This is a genomic window from Mucilaginibacter glaciei, assembly GCF_014773245.1.
Taxonomy (GTDB): Bacteria; Bacteroidota; Bacteroidia; order Sphingobacteriales; family Sphingobacteriaceae; genus Mucilaginibacter; species Mucilaginibacter glaciei.
In genome coordinates this window covers 300,251-319,213 of the sequence record NZ_JACWMX010000002.1, presented here as the reverse complement: position 1 = coordinate 319,213, position 18,963 = coordinate 300,251, and the positions used below count along the sequence as shown (strand labels likewise).

The window sequence follows — 18,963 nt, the reverse complement described above, 5'->3', positions numbered from 1 at the left end:
ATGTTTTGAAATCTGATTACCTTTACCGGCGCACATGAATACCCCTGTACCCAACACCAAAATCAAATGGCTTTACTATTTTATAGGGGTGGCCGTATTGGTTAATTTTACGGGTTTGTTTACACCCATAATGGGGGTTGATGGTACGCTTTACGCCAGTATAGCCAAAACAATGGTGCAGCGTAACGACTATATACAACTGTTTGCTTACGATACCGATTGGCTGGATAAGCCGCATTTTCCATTCTGGGTTACGGCTTTTTCTTTCAAACTATTTGGCTTTACAACTTGGGCGTACAAACTGCCGGGTATTTTGTTTATGATGATGGGGGCAGGGTACACCTGTCTTTTTGCCAAAAAGCTTTATAATAAAGAGGTAGGCTTATGGGCTGTACTGATATTACTGACGGCGCAGCACATTATCCTGTCTAACAACGATGTGCGGGCCGAGCCTTATTTAACCGGGCTGATCATCGCCGCGGTGTATCATTTTTACGTGGCTTACACCCGTAACAGCTTTTTACAGTTGGTATGCGCCTGCCTGTTTACCGCCTGCGCCATCATGACTAAGGGGATGTTCGCGCTCATCCCTATAGGTGGCGCCATTGCCGGGCACCTGGCTATCACCAGGCAGTGGAAACAGTTGTTTAGCCTGCGCTGGCTGCTTGCCGGTGTGCTGATACTGATATTTATCCTGCCCGAGATCTACTGCCTTTACCGCCAGTTTGATGCCCACCCGCAGAAGGTGGTATTCGAGAGGACAAATGTTTCGGGTATCAAATTCTTTTTTTGGGACAGCCAGTTTGGGCGTTTCTTCAATACCGGCCCCATCAAAGGCCACGGCGACCCATCCTTTTTTGTACATACTACGCTTTGGGCCTTCTTGCCCTGGTCGCTGGTGCTGTTTGCGGCCGTCTATCACTTTATTAAAACAGGGATTAAAAATGTGCAGGGCCGCGAGTGGTTTTGCATCAGCGGAGCACTGCTAACCTTTTTATTGTTCTCGGCATCTAAATTTCAACTGCCTCATTATTTAAATATCGTATTCCCGTTTTTTGCAATCATTACCGCGCAATACCTGTACGGACTGCAGTCGGCCAAAACGTTAACTATTCTACGGGTGATGCAAATTGTAGTGATAACGCTAATGCTGGTGATAATTGGGCTGCTGCATTACTATTTCCGCCCCGATGAATTTAGCTGGCAAATTGGGCTGACTTTGCTGATATGGCTAGGCATCCTTTTGCTGCTGCCTCGAAGGTTTGCAGATCTGGATTTCAGGCAAACGGGGTTCCGTACTATTATTATATCTGTAGTAGTTAACCTGTACCTTAACCTGGCCTTTTATCCATCGTTGATCAAATATCAGGCAGGGAGCCAGGCGGCAATGTGGGTTAATATACATAATCCCGGCAGGTTACCGGTTTATCAGAATTTTGCCATCGGCTCGCACCCGATGGATTTTTATATCGACCCATCGGTTACTAATATTTACCCCGATGGTAGAACAACCCTTCCAACTACACCATTCATTTTTTATGGTGATAGGGCCTCCGCTGCCAACCTTGCTGCAAAAGGCAGGCAGGTACAAATACTGTCCAATTTCGCGCACTATCCTATCACCAGGTTAAAGGGAGCATTCCTGAACAGGGCAACCCGCGCATCTACACTGGATACCATGCAGGTAGTTTTGGTGAAATAAACGCTATACCACCCCACCCATCAACGGGTCCGAATAACTTGTCGCGCCGGTTTCCACACGGCCTGCATATCTTTTTTCAAAGTTTGGATAACCGTTTACCCGTATGCTGAAATCATACCAGCCGTGGTTCTTCAGCAAATCTAACTTGATAGTTTGCGGGGCAAAACTTTCACCTTGAATAGTCATCTGACGCTTGCCGCTTTTGTAAGCGTTGTCGATCACCTCAACCTTTAAGGGCTGATTATTCATTGGGATATTAAAGGTGACATCGATGTTACCGGTTGCCTTTGTAGCAGCAGTTTGATAAGTGACAAATACATTAAGGAGCGGATCTTCGGCGTTGCCTTTAAATTCGCGGTAAAAGCCATTAGGCCCGTAAGTACGCAGGTGATAATTGCCACTATCAAACTCATTTAAAGGCCAGGAATCTTCCAAACTATCACCGGCGGTAAGGGCGTAATTCCAGCTGCGGGCGGCTTCCATTTGTTGCGGGTCGGCCACATGAGCATATTTTCCAGGCGCATAAACCGTAAGCGGCGACCCGGCCGATTGTTTGCCAAATAGCGCATCGCCCACTTTAAAGTTGATCCCGAACGACTTTTTATCGGCACTTAACTGGCCATCGGCATAAAGCTCGTATGGTAAGGCATTAGCCGGCTTTATACCGGGCTCCTGTTTAGCCATGTAGGGCGATGAGGCAGGTGCTTTTTTGATCAGCACAATATCATCCGCTGTTAGTTTCTTATAATCGGTGGGTAGTTTTTTAAACTGTGCTTTGTGGATGCCCTCGGCAGATGTATCGCGGTCAAGAAAAGTGAGCGGCGTTAGCTTCTCACCATTATACGGGCGAAATACCGAAGTTAAATCGCCGCAAACGGTGCGCCGCCAGTCGCTGATATTGGTTTCTTTGATGGCCTTTCCCGTTTTATGGGTAATAAACTTCTCCAAAAATTGCAGGCTGGATGTATGATCGAAAACCTCAGAATTTACATATCCGCCTCGGCTCCAGGGCGAGGCAATAACCATAGGCACCCTGAAACCTAAACCAATGGCACTCTCCCGGTCATAATTATTAGGGAAACCCTTGCGGTCCTTTTCTTGGGCAAGCGTAACAAATTCGGCACGTGTATCAATACCGTCAGATACCTTGCCGGTACCTTGTTTATGGGAATGGGGCGCAACAAATGGCGGCACGTGGTCAAAGTACCCGTCGTTTTCGTCATAGGTGAGTATGAATATCGTTTTCTTCCATACTTCGGGGTTTTTGGTGAGGATATCCAACACTTCAGACAGGTACCAGGCGCCATACCAGGGAGCGCCGGGGTGGTCAGAAAAATTCTCCGGCGCGGTAATCCATGATACGGTGGGTAGTTTGCCTTTTTTTACATCATCCCTAAACTGGTGAAGTACATCACCTTTAGGTATCTGCATCTCCCGTTCAGTACCGTTATCATTATATTTAAATGTAGTAAGCTCGTGGTAATGCGGGTCGTTATTATTTGTCGCAAAAGCCTTTCGGTGCAGGCTTTTTTCTTTATCACTAAGCTTATCAAAGGCACCTGGTTCTAAGATCGCGTTGTTTTTATGTATCTCATCCAGTTCGTAATTGAGCTGCTTCAATTCTTTTTTTAATTTTTTGCCTGCTGCGTCTTCGGCGGGCAGGGCATCTATTTTAGCTTGTAGGTCGATGATCTGTTGAGGCAGTGTGGCCAGTCGTTTTTTAACATGGGCAATATGTTGGGGGTGAAGCCTTACATTAAATTGTTTAAAAAACTCCAGGTTGTTATCGGTAAAGTTAGATAGCCAGGAATCTTGCTCGCCCTCAAAGCCAACGCCTACCGAGATCTCGTTCTGATAGCATTTCCATGATACGCCGTGTTCTTCCAGCCTTTCGGGGAAGGTGGGCCAATCCAGCGTTCCAAAATCGGCATCCTCATTCCAAACGTTGGCCCTTGAATTTTCGTCCTGCTCTTTCCTGATGGTACCGCTCCATAAGTAGTGACGGTTAGGCGTGGTACCAGTTAATGAAGAGCAAAAGTGCTGGTCGCAAACGGTAAAGGCGTCTGCCAGGGCATAGTTAAACGGCAAATCCTCCCGCTTATGGTAACCCAGCGTAAGCGGCATCTCCTTATAAGCCTTGTTGCCCGATTGTTTTTCTACCAGCCATTTATCAAACTTACCATCGTTCCGGGCGTTTACCTGGTTGCTCCAGCTATGCGGCAGCGAACTCATCCAGGTGGCCTTAGTATTATTGATATCGAGGTGAAAAGGCGCATAAGTATCGCCATTGGCGTTGCTTTGCAGCCAAACCGGATTGTTGTTGGGCAGATCAATTGCGCGCGGATCATTAAAGCCGCGCACGCCCTTTAACGAGCCAAAGCAATGGTCGAACGAGCGGTTTTCCTGCATCAGTATCACTACATGTTCGGCATCCATCCATGTACTGCCGGGTGCCGGGTTTATGGTCATAGCTTTAGTGATAGAGGCCGGTAAAATACTGCTTAAGCCAGCCGCGCCGGTTAACAGCGCCGCTTTTTTCAGGAAATCTCTGCGTGAGTTTAACATTTGGTAAAAATATCTATTGGCCGTTAACTTTAAATTGCAACCGTGTAAATGTTCTGTTAATATTTAAAGCTGCAGGGTGTACAAGAGCAGGTCGACAGCTGCCACAGGCGGGCCAATTGTACCACTTGCTGTAAACCCCAACCTTGTTAGCAAACGCTGCGACCGCGGATTAATTTCGACCGTAGTGGCATAAAGTTGTTTAAGTCTGTAGGTGTCGCGCACATACTTTATGGCGGCGAGGCAGCTTTCATAAGCAAAACCCTTGCCCTCAAAGCCAGGTAAAAAGGCAAAGCCCAGATCGGGGCCGGCCAAATAATCTCGCTTAAAGAGACCACACATGCCAATGGGGTCGCCGGTGCTTTTTAAAGATACCATCCAGCCGCCGTAACCATTTGTTTGATAGCTCACCAGCGGGCCTGTGTTGATATAATTAAGGGCATCGGCTAAGGTATTAATAGAGCGATCACCGATAAATTTCTTCCAGCCTGCGCTGTTGAGCAATTCAAAAATAAAAGCACCATCGCTCACATCAAAACAATGCATGGCCAGGTTTTCTGATTCAAATAATGGCTCGGTCATGATGCAAGTAAGCGAAATTCCTTTAGAAATTAAAGCCACCGGGCTATTGTTTTTACCCCGAACTTTTCTTTATTTGTAAAACCAATTTGTCCTGATAATCCTATAAACAAGTTAATATCCTATTATGATCAGATACTGTTTAACGCTCGACCTTAAAGATGATGCCGCGTTGATTGCTGAATACGAAGCGCATCACCAGGCTGTCTGGCCGGAAATTTTAGCCAGCATCACCGGGTCGGGGATCATCGGCATGACCATTTACCGGCATGATGTGCGCCTGTTCATGATCATGGAAACGATGGACGATTTTAGCTTTGAGATCAAAGCCGAAAAGGATGCCGCCAACCCGAAAGTGCAGGAGTGGGAAGAATTGATGTGGAAGTATCAGCAATCTGTTAAGGGAGCCCTGGCCGGCGAGAAATGGATATTGATGACCAAGATATTTGAATTATAAACCTATCGATATGAAAAACAGATTATTCACCATTTGCCTGGGATTGCTGTTGGCCACCGGCGTCAACAATGTGCGGGCCCAAGTTAGCTACACACCAACTGTTGGCAATATGGCTACCCGGCGCAATTTTCAGGATATGAAATTCGGGCTATTTATTCATTGGGGCATTTACGGTATTTTGGGCGATGGCGAATGGGTAATGCACGAAAAGAAGATCCCTTATGACAGCTATAAACGCCTGGCCACATTTTTTAACCCGCAGGAGTTCAATGCTAAAGAATGGGTAGCTTTTGCTAAAAAGGCCGGGATGAAGTACATTACCATAACTTCGCGCCATCACGATGGCTTTAGTATGTTCGGTACTAAAATGTCGCCTTATAACATTGTGGATGCTACCCCATACCATAAAGATCCCTTGATGGAATTGGCCAAAGAATGCGAGAAGGAAGGCATTGAACTGCATTTTTACTACTCGCTACTGGATTGGGGCCGCGCCGACTATGCCTTTGGCAGCCCGATTGTTGACGGCAAGCCCGTTAACGGCGACTGGGACAGCTACATTAAATTTATGAAAGACCAGCTTACAGAACTGATCACTAAGTACCCGGGGGTTAAGGGCATCTGGTTTGACGGCGACTGGGAGCGCAAAGAGGTAAACTGGCACTACAACGAGATCTACGGGTTGATCCATAAATTGAACCCATCAATCATGGTGGGTAATAACCACCACCTGGCACCTAAGGACGGCGAAGATTTTCAGATGTTTGAGAAAGATTTGCCGGGTAACAATACCACCGGCTTTAGCGCTGACTCTAAGATTGGCACATTGCCTTTAGAGACCTGCGAAACGATCAATAACAGCTGGGGTTTCAATATTAACGACAGACATTTTAAAACTTCTAAACAGATCATTCACTACCTGGTGAATGCGGCAGGGCGTAACGCCAATTTCCTGCTCAACATCGGGCCGATGCCTAACGGTAAAATCCAGTCGGAGTTTACAGATACGCTGGCCATTGTAGGTGCCTGGGTTAAAAAGAATGGCGAGGCCATTTACGGTACCCGCGGCAGTACGGTACCTCCGCAGGATTGGGGTGTGATGACTGTTAAGGGCAATAACCAATATGTGCATATTACTACTGTACCACAGGTTCCCTATATTTTTATCCCTCAGCTTAAACAGACGGTTACTAAAGCTATCGTGCTGGGCACCGGTGCATCCGTTAAATTTAAACAGCAGCCAGAAGGTGTGTTTATTTACACCGCAGGCCTGCCTATTGATGCCAATGATACTATCGTGAAGCTAACGGCAAATTAGGAAATAAAAGCTTTGACAATTTTATAAAAGTTGTTAAAGCTGATGCTCACCTTACACGGCTTCTACTTCTATTACTTCAAACTGCTCATTGGCACTTGGGCCGTAGCTGCTGGGGATGAGTATATCCAGCAGGTGCAGGTACACGCCAAGTTGCGCCCTGTGATGGATGATCTGCGATAGTGCCATACGGATCGTCTCGCCTTTTGTATTTTTGCTGTATATCTGATCGCCACTACGCAAGATCCAGCTTTCAATTAATTTATGTTCATTATTGGCTACCAGCTGCGTGCGACCATCAATTAATGATCTTTCGAAAAGGGCCATCAGCTCTTCCGTGTTATTAATGATGGTAGGGGCCCATGCGTTGTTCTCAAAATCCAGTTCGTCGGTATTGAGCGCCATAGTGATCCAGGTAGGCAATTCGGCAATGTGCGTTGCCAGTCTGCGGATATCCATACTCTTTGCATATGGTGCCCAGTCGTATTTATCGTCAGGAACCATAGCTAACATTTTGCAGGTGGTTTCTGCTTCCTCGTTCAGTTGTTTCAGGTAGAATTCAATTAGTGATACCATGATGTTGTTGTTTTGGTTTGTAAGTCAAAGAAACAACCGGATAATGACAGCCCTATGTCAGTCAGCAGGAATATTTAAAAATCTTTAATTCTCTTAATATTTCTAATTAAAACCGTCAAAATCTTATTATTTTGATAAGCTTCTGTTTCCTTATCAAACGACCAGCAAAAATCAGCGGATAGACGCTACATAGAAAAGGCCGCGCAATTTGCATGCACGGCCTTTGTAGAGGTATTAATTTTAACTGATATAAAGAACGAACAAATATCTATGGCTTAGGATTTTTTACAGGGGAACTTGTTGCAGACGCCGGGTTGTAAGCCAACTCATTATCCGGAACATCCCAGTAATCTAAAAAGTTATAGTTTATGGTGGCGTTGGTGCTCACCACATTACTATTGCTAATAACCACTGCTTTTGTACGCCCGCCACCTGCGGTAACATCGTTGATAACACCCCAGCGGCGTGCATCGTAAAACGATAAACCTCTAAAGGCTAAACCAATGCGGCGTTCTTTACGCAACTCTTCTTTCACCACAGTAGCATCGGTGGTGGTGCCGGTTACGGCAGTAAGGCCTGCACCCTCGGTAGTACGTACCTTATCAATACTTGCCAGTGCCAGCGGTAAATTATTCAGATAGATGTTAGCTTCGGCCTTCATTAGTTCGTTCTCTTCAAAACTTCCTGCTAAAAATAGTTCATAACCACCGGTTGTGCGGTTGGTAAACTGGATAACCCCTGCAGGGAAAGCATTTGCAGTAACACCTGCATCAACTAATGTATAACGGGTGTTGAACGAGTTGCCCCTATCTGCATTACCTAACCAGGTAACGGTTTGTTTAACGTTAGCCAGGCGTTTATCGCCGGCTTTAAAATCCTGCACAAAGCGTTCGCTTAGTTTGTAGGTATTACCACCTGCAGCAGTAGCCGTAGTTTTTGCCGCTACAGACCCGCTTAAGGCATCTAACAGGTCATTGGTAGCGTTTGATCGCAGGGTGAAAACCTTATCGCCCTGTTGTATACCGGCTGTAGCTAAAGTTAAAATGCTGGTCCACTGGGCTTGCGTCATGGTAGCAACGGGGGTGTTTACCAAAAGGTTGCGCGCTTTAAGGGTGTTGATATTGCGTTTCCAGGCATCGATAGTTAATACGCCGCCATTACCAACCTGTGTGAAATCAGGGATCAATTTTGTTAAAAGCGCAGTGTATTCGCCAGCGTTGGTTACCGATGATAATGCAGCGGCAGCTTTATCTAAATTGGCGTTCGACTCGGCAATGATAGCTTCTTTAGTTACATAATTGCCATTGGTAGCACCTGTAGTATTGTTAATTAAACCAGCGTAGTAAATAGAACCTATGCGGGCATAGGCAAAACCTTTCCACCAATAAGCCCACGCAGTAAGGGTTGCTTTTTTCGAAGCAACATCACCGGATAGGGTCGCTTTAGGTATCAAATCTAATATGTTATTGCAAACATTGTTTAGTTGATACATATATGCCCACTCGTAATAAGTAGTGTTTTGGCCCTGGTTTGAATTTTGATTGATGGCCCGCAGCAAATCGTGCTGTTTAGCTGGCGAACTTGGGTTATTCACCTTGTTGCCGTTATCTAAAATTACGTAGTCAGGGCAACCAATCTGGTTGATGTATCCATTCGCGGCTTCTGCTCCAATTACATCACCCATCATTTCGTGAAAGCCAACCGCGCCCGAGTAAAACAGGCCGTAAATACCATCACCGTATTTTAGCGTGCGGAAACCATCTTCGTAAACGCCGCCCTGTGCAAATGATACAATGCCCGATTCGCTGGTAGCATTATCTACCGTGGGCGAGTTGGGGTTTTTTACATCAAGCTCTTTTTTGCATGATGCTATTGCTGCGGTAAAGAAGGCAGCCGTTATATATATTTTTAATCTATTCATGATTTTATTGTTATAAATTATAAACCAATGTTTAAGCCAACCTGATAGGTCCTGGTGTTAGGGATCGTATTATGGTCAACCCCTCTGTCGAAAGATGAATTACCCGTACCAGAGCTAACCTCCGGATCGTAACCCGTGTATTTGGTTATAGTTACCAGGTTGCGGCCGCTTAGTACTAACTGCAGTTTTTTAACAGATTTACTGTGGAATACCGAATGCAGATTAAGCGCAAACGATACGTTTCTTAAACGGGCAAAAGATGCATCCTCGTAAAAGTAGTTTTTAGTACCGTTACGCGATACCTGGGCATAAACACCGCGGTAAAAGGCCGTATAAGCGCCGGTTTCGCCGTTGATAGTGATCGGCTTATCGTAATCACCGCTAATACCATCGCGGTACATCCACTCTTTGGTTTGATTATAAACGTGGCTGCCGTAAACCCAATCAACCTGGAAAGAAAGGTTAAATATGTTGCTATAAGAGAAGTTGTTTATAAACGACATGTTGAACTTAGGGTTAGGATCGCCAAAGCTGTATTGTGATGATGTGACAAACGGTTGTTTGGTTGTATTATTTACTACCCAGCCGTTACTGGCAACAGAATATTGTGCCTGTTGCGCGGTTGGTATAAATGGTGTGCCATCCGGGGCGGTTTCGGTAACCGAGTGCAGCATTTTGTAACCGTAAAGCTGGCCGATTTTTTCGCCCGCCTTTAAGATGTAATTAGAGCTACCCGCGGCTGAGGTGATAACAACCGGCTGTCCGATAACCGACGAGATGATAGAGGTAGAGTGACCAAAGTTGGCTGTAAAGTTCCAGTTAAACTTTGGGCTTTTATAACCCGAAAAGTTGATGGAAGCCTGTATACCGTTTGATGCTAACCCAAATGAGTTTTGCAGAATGGTACCTAAGCCGGTTGATGGGGCCGCATCAACACCGTAAATGGCGTTTTCTGTTTTGCGATTCCAGTAACTGGCAGATATGGTGAAATCTTTAAACCAGTTGCCATTTTTCATACCGTTAATGGCGATATCCATACCAATTTCCTTTTCCTTCGATACTTCAACACCCAGATCGGGGTTTGGCTGGTTAGGCGACAAGAAGAATGCGCTTGACCCGCCCACGTTTTTGGTGTTAAGTGTTACGTAACGCTGAAAGGCGCCTGGCTGGATACCCGCCTCGCCATAAGCAGCGCGGAATTTAACTTCTGGTATGATCTCGCCAATCCCCTTGTCTTTCCAGAAACTGAATGACGATAACCTGAAGTATGCATCGGCCCTTGGGAAGGTGAACGGCTTTGACCCCCTGCCGAATGCAGATGAGTAATCGCTTCTGAAACCACCCGAGATACCTCCGTATTCGCCATAATCAAATTTTTGGTTAACCAGGTAACCATAGGTTATAAAGGGTTCCACATAATCATAAACTGTTTTAAATACCAAATAATTGGTTGAGTTAAAGGGTGTATATGACGGTGCATCTGCGCCGTAGGTGATAAAGTCTTTATAAACGTTTTTGCGATAATCGTAAGTTAATTGTGTCGACGTTTTTAAAGGGATATTTAAATGGAAATCATTTAAAAAATCGGTACGGAAATAGGCTGTACCTACAAAGTTCTGGAAGGTTGTCGTTCCATAATCATTTGTAGTTTCGCCGGTTTGGCCAATGGTTGCTGCCGAGTAGTAGTTAGTTAAATAACTATCGGTAAAGCCGGCGTTAGCGTTATTATCCTGGGGTTTAACAGTGTAAATGTTATGGTTGGTGTTGTAGTTAAGGCCGTACTTGGCATCCAGTTCAACAAACCTTGGGAAAGCGTAGTTTAAATTGAAGTTTTGAAGCAGGTCTATCTTAGCGGTACGGCTGTTGGTGTACTGGGTGTTGTAATTTGGGTTGTAACCATTTACACCAACGGCATCACCAAAATAGGCACCGTAGTTACCTTGCGGGTCTACATAATTATAATTGGCAAAAGGGCGCGAGTTATTTAACGAGTATAAAATGCCGCGGCCGGTTTGATCGAGCAGGTTGTTCTGCGTGTAGATCAACTGCGTATTGGTACGGAATTTTAAACCTTTGAATAACTGGATGCCGATGTTAGCCGACAAATTAGAACGTTTATAATCGCCATTGTTTTTAAAAACAGTATTTTGATAACTGTTAGATGCCGATATATTGTAGTCTATCTTTTCGGTACCGCCGTAAATATTAAGGGAGTTGTTTAGGGTTGCCGCCTTACTAAAAAACTCTTTGTAATGATCGTAATAAGTTAAGTTAGTGTACGGCTTGTTATTTAGGTTGGTTGGGTCGAGGCTGTTCCATGTAACATTCTCCGGGTAATAGCTCAATGCCGGGTCGAATTTTAAAGGAGTGCCCGTTGCCGAACCCAGCACATTTCCCTGTGCATCGGTAACCAAACTTAAAAACCGGGCTTTGTGCACATCGCCTTTGTTGATCAGCTCATTTGAAGCCGCGCTTGATGATATATCGATGTGCATGGAACCGGCCTTGCCTTTTTTGGTGAATAACTGGATAACACCATTTGCACCCTGGGCACCATATATGGTACCACCGGCTGCACCCTGTACAATCTCTACACGGTCAATGTTGCTCAGGTCGATAGAGTTCAGGTCGGTAGCGGCTAACTGCACCCCATCAATCAATATCAATGGTTTTGTACCGCCCTGTATGCTATTGATACCGCGCAGCACAATGTTAACCTGCTGGCCCGGGTTACCGTTAACGCTGGAAATTTGCGCGCCGGGAATTTTACCTACCAGGGCCTGATCAATAGAGGCTGTTGGTGCAGCAGGTAACTGCGACGCAGATACAGATTCGACCGAGATGCCCAGCTTGGTTTTACTTGTTGCCACACCAGAACCGGTAACAACAACTTCGCTCAGTAATTTTGAGTTGGTTATAATCATTACAGCCAGGTTTTCGCCGGGGGTAAAGGGCACCTCCTTGGTCACATAGCCAATAAATGAGAATACCAAGGTGCCGGGGCCTGACACGGGCAACGTGAATTTACCTGCAACTGAGGTTTGGGCGCCTATTCTTGAACCTTTCACCACAACGCTTACCCCTGGTACGGGTAAGCCGTCTTCTTTAGCGGTAACAATACCGGTTACGGTTTGTGCCTGGGCATAAGTATATTGGCAGCATAAGGCCAATAATATCCCAAGTAAATTTTTGAGGAAACTTTTTTTCATAAATCATTAGTTTTAGTTAGGGTATTAAACAGATGCAATATATATTGTAACATTTACATTACAAATCGCCTGTCAAGTTTTACACTATTATCAAAAACTAAGACTTTATGGTATTAAATATTTCTATTAATTCATTAATTATTCTTTTTTAATAAGAATATCATATAAAATTTAACATTTATTTAACATAATATTTATCAAAATGAATTTTTAGGAATGTTTAAATGTCGTTAAAAGTCATTTTTACTAAAAAGTCAATGATATGATGCAACTAAAAGTATTATTATTCGTCTTGCGATCTTTTTATTTGATTAAAGTATTTATTATTTAGTATTATTTTGAATATAAATTGAAAAAAATGAGATTTTGTTAAAAATGGTGATTTTAGACATGGTTAGTTATATTTAACAGAATAATGCGCTTAAGGCGCAGCAGGATATTGCATAATAAAAAAAATAAAAATATTTTAAATGCTATGCATGCATAGTAAATTAGTCAGGCGTGGCCTAAAGCATCTTTATATACCAAATACCGTTTGGTTATAGTTTAAACGGGCATTCTACGGTAAACGATTGCAATTTTTAATCGTTAATTTTGCTGCAACCAATTATAAATTTACTTTTAAAATGGATCATTTATTAACAGATAGCCCCGCAGGTTATGATTTTTCTTTAACAGAAAATCAGCAAATGATAGGCCGCATGGCCAAAGACTTTGCCGAAAAGCACATCCGACCAAACGTGATGAAGTGGGACGAGGAGCAGTACTTCCCGATAGACTTGTTTAAGCAATTAGGCGAAACCGGTATGATGGGTGTAATGGTGCCCGAAGAGTACGGCGGGTCGGGCTTTGGCTATGCGGAATATGTAACTGTTATCGTAGAGATAGCAAAAGTGTGTGGATCGATAGGCTTATCGGTAGCGGCACATAATTCTTTATGTACCGGTCATATTTTGGCTTTTGCAAATAGTGAGCAAAAACAAAGTTGGTTACCTAAACTGGCTACTGCCGAATGGATTGGTGCCTGGGGGTTAACCGAAGCCAATACCGGCAGCGATGCCATGGGGATGAATACCACGGCCGTTTTAGATGGCGACCACTATATTGTTAACGGATCAAAAAACTGGATCACCCATGGTAAAAGTGGTGATGTTGCCGTAGTAATGGTACGCACCGGCGAGAAGGGTGACTCCAAAGGGATCTCTGCCATTGTGATAGAGCGTGGTACACCCGGCTTCACGGCTGGTAAAAAGGAGAACAAACTGGGCATGCGGGCTTCAGAAACTACAGAGTTGATATTTGATAATTGCCGTGTGCCGAAAGAAAATCTATTAGGCGCCGAAGGCGAGGGTTTTAAACAAGCTATGAAGGTATTAGACGGCGGCCGCATTTCAATCGCGGCATTATCTTTAGGTATTGCCAAAGGGGCTTTTGAAGCGGCGGTTGCTTACTCAAAAGAGCGCCACCAGTTTGGCCAGCCCATCAGCAGTTTTCAGGGGATCTCTTTTAAACTGGCCGATATGGCAACCGAGATAGAGGCCGCCGAGTTGCTGATCATGCAGGCCGCAGATCTGAAAAATCGACACCTGCCGGTAACCAAGCAATCTGCTATGGCTAAATATTTTGCATCGGAAGTGGCCGTGCGGTGTGCCAACGAGGCCCTACAGATATTTGGCGGGTATGGTTATACGAAAGATTTCCCTGTAGAAAAATTTTATCGTGATGCCAAATTATGCACTATTGGCGAGGGTACGTCAGAGATCCAGAAGATCGTAATCGCGAGGGAAGTACTCAGATAAACCACGATGCTTACCATCAAGGTAATTGCCGTATAGATTATTAAGAGCACTTATCATAATGCAGTTTTATCGCATTGGCTAAGTGCTTTTTATTTAAAACTGACTTTCAACTATTGCGTAACCTTCACCGGGATAGGTGCCACGTAGTAAAACGCCCCGCGGTCTACGCTTTAATACTCACATCCATCGTCTCGTTCATTTTATTGATGTTCACGTTAATGCTCCCATCCGGGTTTAAGGGCAGGGTAACGTATTTTTTAGTATCGGCCATGGCAGGGGTGATGCTGCTTTTTACCAGGTTAAGGGTTAGCGCTACTGCGATGATGGTTAGGATCACTTTGGTGTAAAAATCTGTTTTCATGAGTTATTGGTTTGTAGGTTGAAGATAGCAATAACCGGCAATTAAAAATCAGCGGAAATAATAAAGCCCTTCAGGGTTGCTGAAGGGCTTTGGAGCGAAAGACGAGATTCGAACTCGCGACCCCGACCTTGGCAAGGTCGTGCTCTACCAACTGAGCTACTTTCGCGTTGGGGTGGCAAAAGTATAATTTTTGCCCGAATGATGGAAATTATTTTGAAAAAGTACCCGTTTCGGTGTTCACGTTCACCGCATGAACACCGTGAACATATATGAATACTTGATAATCAGTTATTTGCATATTTGATAATGCTAAATTACTGACACACCTTTGCCACCAATAATTAAAATTAAGTTTTAACGGTTTTTTGTGAAATGCAAATCAAAACCGCTTGTCATCTCGAACTAGCGATAGCGAGGAGAGATCATCTTCGATATGCTTAGTTCGTCACCTTGTTTAATCTAAGAGGATTTCTCCTCGTACCTCGTTTCGAAATGACAGCATCAATAAAATTCCCGGCGCCTAAACCCGATTGCAGCGGATACCGGCGTTGTGGCTAAGGCCCGTGCAGTATTAGCGGAAAGCGGGGCTGGCTGGAGATAGGAGCGATGCACTTGTTTTAAAATGATTCCGTAAACGTTGATTATTGCTTAGTAATTGGGTTATCAAATAATTGTACTGATTATACTATCGATAATCTGTTTCTCTATTCCCATGTCACCTGCTCGGCAGTTGTAAGAAATAAAAAATACGCTTTCTTCATTTTTTAACAACCAATATCTCCAATATATGTTATTTTTATTAATAGTTTCAAAAAACGCGCATTCAGCGTTATTGCTGATAACGGCATCTTTATGTTCTTCTTCTAATAGACTTATGCCCTTGTTGGTGTTGTCACCAACAAGCCGCCTGCAAATCAATCTCCAGCATGGTGTTTAAGGAAGCCAAACTCATCAATTCCCATTTCATAAAACCTGGCAGATGAATATTTATAATCTTTCGGAAACTTGTTGGTGACAACACAAACAACGGCGCAAGCAATGAAAATCAAAGTCGCTTGTCATTTCGAACGAGCGATAGCGAGGAGAGATCTTCTACGTAATGCTATGTTCGCCAACTTTTATATCTAAGAGGATTTCTCGTCGTACCTCGTTCAAAATGACAGCGGGGCTTGTAGGCTCCCTCCACCTAATCAATCCATTACAAAAAAGATTTTTATACAAGCCCTTGAAAATCAAAAAATAGTAGCTACCTTTGCAGTCCTTAAAATAAGGATAAAACAGTTAATACAAAAAAGGAAAAATGCCTACTATTCAGCAATTAGTTAGAAAAGGTAGAGTAGCTATGGTCGACAAGAGTAAGTCGCCAGCGTTGGACAGCTGTCCACAGCGAAGAGGCGTGTGCACCCGTGTGTACACCACTACCCCTAAAAAACCAAACTCAGCAATGCGTAAAGTTGCACGTGTGCGCCTTACAAATGGTAAAGAAGTTAACGCCTACATCCCTGGTGAAGGCCACAACTTACAGGAACACTCTATTGTACTGATCCGTGGTGGTCGTGTTAAAGATTTACCTGGTGTACGTTATCACATCATCCGTGGTGCGTTAGATACATCTGGTGTTGCGGGCCGTAACCAACGCCGCTCTAAATACGGAACTAAACGCCCTAAACCAGGACAGGCAGCTGCCCCGGCAAAAGGTGCACCAAAGAAAAAGAAATAATTAACGGAGGATAGTAATAATGAGAAAATCAAAACCAAAAAAAAGAATCCTTCTTCCTGATCCAAAATTTAACGAAGTTTTGGTAACCAGGTTTGTTAATAACATGATGTTTGACGGTAAAAAATCTACCGCATATACTATATTTTACAACGCAATTGACATTGTTGAAAAGAAAACCAGCGAAAACGGTTTAGATAGCTGGAAAAAAGCTTTAAACAATGTAATGCCGGCTGTTGAAGTAAAGAGCCGCCGTGTTGGTGGTGCTAACTTCCAGGTACCTACAGAGGTTCGCCCTGAACGTAAGGTGGCCCTGGGTATGAAATGGCTGATCAGCTATGCCCGTCGTCGTGGTGAAAAAACCATGATGGAGAAATTAGCCGGCGAGATCATATCTGCTGCTAAAGGTGAAGGTGCTGCTGTGAAGAAGAAAGAAGATACGCACAAAATGGCTGAGGCTAACAAGGCGTTCTCTCACTTCCGTTTCTAAACAAAAAGGATTACACCGATTTAATATTGAATTACACCGATTTTGTTATGATTGCATTATCGGTGTAATCATTTAACATCGGCTAAATCAAAAAACAAATAACATGTCAAGAGATCTTAGATATACAAGAAACATAGGTATTGCCGCTCACATTGATGCCGGTAAAACTACTACTACCGAGCGTATCCTTTATTACTCGGGCGTAAGTCACAAAATTGGCGAAGTGCACGAAGGTGCTGCAACAATGGACTGGATGGCGCAAGAGCAGGAGCGTGGTATTACCATTACATCTGCTGCTACAACAGTAGACTGGAACTACAGAGGACAAAAATACCATATCAACATTATTGATACGCCGGGCCACGTGGATTTTACCGTTGAGGTAAACCGCAGCTTACGTGTGTTAGATGGTTTAGTGTTTTTATTTAGTGCGGTTGATGGTGTTGAGCCACAATCTGAAACTAACTGGAGGCTTGCCAACAACTACAACGTTGCCCGTATAGGTTTTGTTAACAAAATGGACCGTAGCGGTGCCGACTTTTTAAATGTTGTAAAACAGGTAAAAAGCATGTTAGGCAGCAACGCTGTACCTTTACAGTTACCTATCGGTGCTGAAGAGAAATTTACAGGTGTGGTTGATTTAATTAACTGGAGAGGTATTGTTTGGAATGAGCATGATAAAGGTATGACCTTTACTGAAGTGCCTATCCCTGAGGATATGATCGAAGAAGCAACCGAGTGGAGAGAGAAATTGCTTGAATCGGTAGCTGATTACGATGAAACGTTAATGGAGAAATTCTTTGACGCGCCAGAGTCAATCACCGAACGCGAAATTTTAGATGCATTGCGTAAAGCAGTGTTAGATGCTAAGATCGTACCGATGGTATGTGGTTCATCTTTCAAAAACAAAGGTGTACAAACCATGCTTGATTATGTGATGGAGTTACTTCCTTCACCTATGGATGTTGAAGGTATCATCGGTCACCACCCTGATACTAACGAAGAGATCTTACGTAAACCATCAGAAAAAGAGCCATTTGCAGCATTAGCGTTTAAAATCGCAACGGATCCTTTCGTAGGCCGTTTGTGTTTTATCCGCGTATACTCTGGTAACTTAGAGGCTGGTTCATATGTACACAACATGCGTTCTGATAACAAAGAGCGTATCAGCCGTATCTTCCAGATGCACGCTAACAAGCAAAACCCTATCCCTAATGTAGGTGCAGGTGATATTGCTGCGGTAGTAGGCTTTAAAGATATCAAAACAGGTGATACACTTTGTGATGAGAAACACCCTATCATCCTGGAATCAATGAACTTCCCAGAGCCGGTTATCGGTTTAGCTATCGAGCCTAAAACTCAGGCAGACGTTGATAAATTAGGTATGGCTTTAGGTAAATTAGCTGAAGAGGATCCAACCTTCCACGTAAAATCTGACGAAGAAACCGGCCAAACTGTAATATCAGGTATGGGAGAGCTTCACCTGGATATCATCATGGACCGTCTTAAACGCGAGTTTAAGGTTGAGGTTAACCAGGGTGCGCCACAAGTAGCTTATAAAGAGTCTATCACAGGTACTATCCAACACCGCGAAACATACAAGAAACAAACCGGTGGCCGTGGTAAATTTGCCGATATCCAGGTGATATTATCACCTAACGACGAAGGTAAAGAAGGTTTACAATTTGTTAACGAAATTAGCGGTGGTTCTATCCCCCGTGAGTTTATCCCATCTGTTGAAAAAGGCTTTGCCGCTTCAATGGTGAATGGTGTGTTGGCAGGTTACCCTTTAACCAGCTTAAAAGTACGTTTGATTGATGGTTCATTCCACGCGGTCGATTCAGATGCTTTATCGTTCGAATTAGCTGCTAAGATGGCTTACCGCGAGGCATTGCCACGTTGTAAACCGGTATTGTTAGAGCCGATCATGAAGATTGAGATCTTAACCCCTGAAGAAAACATGGGTGATGTTATCGGTGATATGAACCGTCGTCGTGGCCAGCTTTTAGGTATGGATTCACGTGCAGGTGCACAGGTAATTAAAGCTACTGTACCACTTTCAGAAATGTTTGGTTATGTAACCCAGTTACGTACTATCACATCTGGCCGTGCTACTTCAACCATGGAGTTTGATCACTATGCTGAAGCACCACGTAATGTACAGGAAGAAGTAGTTGCTAAAGCAAAAGGCAAAAGAGCTGCTGCAAACGCATAATTAGAGATGAGTTGATTGGTGATTAGAGATTTTTACCAATCAGCTTTTATAAAATAAACA

Annotated in this window: 13 protein-coding genes and 1 tRNA gene; 7 read left to right on the top strand and 7 right to left on the bottom strand. The window is 43.9% G+C overall.

The window, feature by feature from the left end; genetic code table 11:
- Positions 1–34 precede the first annotated feature (34 nt).
- Complete coding sequence (locus tag IDJ76_RS06160; protein ID WP_191161803.1) at positions 35–1,702, top strand: ArnT family glycosyltransferase; 1,668 nt, start codon at positions 35–37, stop codon at positions 1,700–1,702.
- Positions 1,703–1,705: 3 nt separating this feature from the next.
- Here IDJ76_RS06160 and IDJ76_RS06155 read toward each other — a convergent pair whose 3' ends face one another.
- Both IDJ76_RS06155 and IDJ76_RS06150 read right to left on the bottom strand, forming a co-directional pair.
- Positions 1,706–4,267 (bottom strand): phosphocholine-specific phospholipase C, encoded by a 2,562-nt coding sequence (locus tag IDJ76_RS06155; RefSeq protein ID WP_191161802.1) that lies wholly within the window; start codon positions 4,265–4,267, stop codon positions 1,706–1,708.
- Between the two features lie 63 nt (positions 4,268–4,330).
- Positions 4,331–4,846, bottom strand: coding sequence for a GNAT family N-acetyltransferase (locus tag IDJ76_RS06150; protein WP_191161801.1), 516 nt, complete (start codon positions 4,844–4,846; stop codon positions 4,331–4,333).
- A gap of 124 nt (positions 4,847–4,970) precedes the next feature.
- On the opposite strand from IDJ76_RS06150, the gene IDJ76_RS06145 reads away from it, so the two are divergent.
- Positions 4,971–5,300, top strand: a complete 330-nt coding sequence (locus tag IDJ76_RS06145) for an L-rhamnose mutarotase (RefSeq protein WP_191161800.1) — start codon at positions 4,971–4,973, stop codon at positions 5,298–5,300.
- Between the two features lie 10 nt (positions 5,301–5,310).
- Entirely contained in the window at positions 5,311–6,618 is a 1,308-nt protein-coding gene (locus IDJ76_RS06140) for an alpha-L-fucosidase (RefSeq protein ID WP_191161799.1), read from the top strand.
- A gap of 51 nt (positions 6,619–6,669) precedes the next feature.
- On the opposite strand, the gene IDJ76_RS06135 is transcribed toward IDJ76_RS06140, so the two are convergent.
- From IDJ76_RS06135 to IDJ76_RS06125, 3 genes are all read right to left on the bottom strand, one after another.
- Complete coding sequence (locus tag IDJ76_RS06135) at positions 6,670–7,191, bottom strand: DinB family protein (RefSeq protein WP_191161798.1); 522 nt, start codon at positions 7,189–7,191, stop codon at positions 6,670–6,672.
- A 268-nt stretch (positions 7,192–7,459) separates the two neighbouring features.
- Positions 7,460–9,112 carry a RagB/SusD family nutrient uptake outer membrane protein gene (locus IDJ76_RS06130; RefSeq protein WP_191161797.1) on the bottom strand — a complete coding sequence of 551 codons (1,653 nt, stop codon included), beginning with the start codon at positions 9,110–9,112 and terminating at the stop codon, positions 7,460–7,462.
- 17 nt (positions 9,113–9,129) lie between these two features.
- Positions 9,130–12,321, bottom strand: a complete 3,192-nt coding sequence (locus IDJ76_RS06125; RefSeq protein WP_191161796.1) for a SusC/RagA family TonB-linked outer membrane protein — start codon at positions 12,319–12,321, stop codon at positions 9,130–9,132.
- Between the two features lie 626 nt (positions 12,322–12,947).
- Here IDJ76_RS06125 and IDJ76_RS06120 point away from each other — a divergent pair.
- Positions 12,948–14,120: an acyl-CoA dehydrogenase family protein gene (locus IDJ76_RS06120; RefSeq protein ID WP_191161793.1), complete on the top strand. Its 1,173-nt coding sequence runs from the start codon at positions 12,948–12,950 to the stop codon at positions 14,118–14,120.
- Positions 14,121–14,283: 163 nt separating this feature from the next.
- Here the strand turns inward: IDJ76_RS06120 and IDJ76_RS06115 are convergent, their stop codons facing one another.
- Positions 14,284–14,481, bottom strand: a complete 198-nt coding sequence (locus IDJ76_RS06115; protein WP_191161791.1) for a hypothetical protein — start codon at positions 14,479–14,481, stop codon at positions 14,284–14,286.
- 90 nt (positions 14,482–14,571) lie between these two features.
- Positions 14,572–14,647 (bottom strand) — tRNA-Gly (locus tag IDJ76_RS06110).
- Positions 14,648–15,781: 1,134 nt separating this feature from the next.
- Here IDJ76_RS06110 and rpsL point away from each other — a divergent pair.
- The 3 genes from rpsL (at position 15,782) to fusA (ending at position 18,903) form a co-directional block, all read left to right on the top strand.
- A complete protein-coding gene (rpsL, locus tag IDJ76_RS06105) occupies positions 15,782–16,201 on the top strand; it encodes a 30S ribosomal protein S12 (RefSeq protein ID WP_191161789.1) in 420 nt (139 codons plus the stop codon).
- Between the two features lie 19 nt (positions 16,202–16,220).
- Entirely contained in the window at positions 16,221–16,688 is a 468-nt protein-coding gene (gene rpsG / locus IDJ76_RS06100) for a 30S ribosomal protein S7 (protein WP_121245903.1), read from the top strand.
- A 103-nt stretch (positions 16,689–16,791) separates the two neighbouring features.
- Positions 16,792–18,903, top strand: a complete 2,112-nt coding sequence (gene fusA, locus IDJ76_RS06095; protein WP_191161787.1) for an elongation factor G — start codon at positions 16,792–16,794, stop codon at positions 18,901–18,903.
- Positions 18,904–18,963: the final 60 nt, after the last annotated feature.

What these genes read in the sequence shown, in the direction of transcription:
- IDJ76_RS06160 (WP_191161803.1), top strand. Translation starts at nt 35, where the DNA reads ATGAATACCCCTGTACCCAACACCAAAATCAAATGGCTTTACTATTTT.
- IDJ76_RS06155 (WP_191161802.1), bottom strand. Translation starts at nt 4,267, where the DNA reads ATGTTAAACTCACGCAGAGATTTCCTGAAAAAAGCGGCGCTGTTAACC.
- IDJ76_RS06150 (WP_191161801.1), bottom strand. Translation starts at nt 4,846, where the DNA reads ATGACCGAGCCATTATTTGAATCAGAAAACCTGGCCATGCATTGTTTT.
- IDJ76_RS06145 (WP_191161800.1), top strand. Translation starts at nt 4,971, where the DNA reads ATGATCAGATACTGTTTAACGCTCGACCTTAAAGATGATGCCGCGTTG.
- IDJ76_RS06140 (WP_191161799.1), top strand. Translation starts at nt 5,311, where the DNA reads ATGAAAAACAGATTATTCACCATTTGCCTGGGATTGCTGTTGGCCACC.
- IDJ76_RS06135 (WP_191161798.1), bottom strand. Translation starts at nt 7,191, where the DNA reads ATGGTATCACTAATTGAATTCTACCTGAAACAACTGAACGAGGAAGCA.
- IDJ76_RS06130 (WP_191161797.1), bottom strand. Translation starts at nt 9,112, where the DNA reads ATGAATAGATTAAAAATATATATAACGGCTGCCTTCTTTACCGCAGCA.
- IDJ76_RS06125 (WP_191161796.1), bottom strand. Translation starts at nt 12,321, where the DNA reads ATGAAAAAAAGTTTCCTCAAAAATTTACTTGGGATATTATTGGCCTTA.
- IDJ76_RS06120 (WP_191161793.1), top strand. Translation starts at nt 12,948, where the DNA reads ATGGATCATTTATTAACAGATAGCCCCGCAGGTTATGATTTTTCTTTA.
- IDJ76_RS06115 (WP_191161791.1), bottom strand. Translation starts at nt 14,481, where the DNA reads ATGAAAACAGATTTTTACACCAAAGTGATCCTAACCATCATCGCAGTA.
- rpsL (WP_191161789.1), top strand. Translation starts at nt 15,782, where the DNA reads ATGCCTACTATTCAGCAATTAGTTAGAAAAGGTAGAGTAGCTATGGTC.
- rpsG (WP_121245903.1), top strand. Translation starts at nt 16,221, where the DNA reads ATGAGAAAATCAAAACCAAAAAAAAGAATCCTTCTTCCTGATCCAAAA.
- fusA (WP_191161787.1), top strand. Translation starts at nt 16,792, where the DNA reads ATGTCAAGAGATCTTAGATATACAAGAAACATAGGTATTGCCGCTCAC.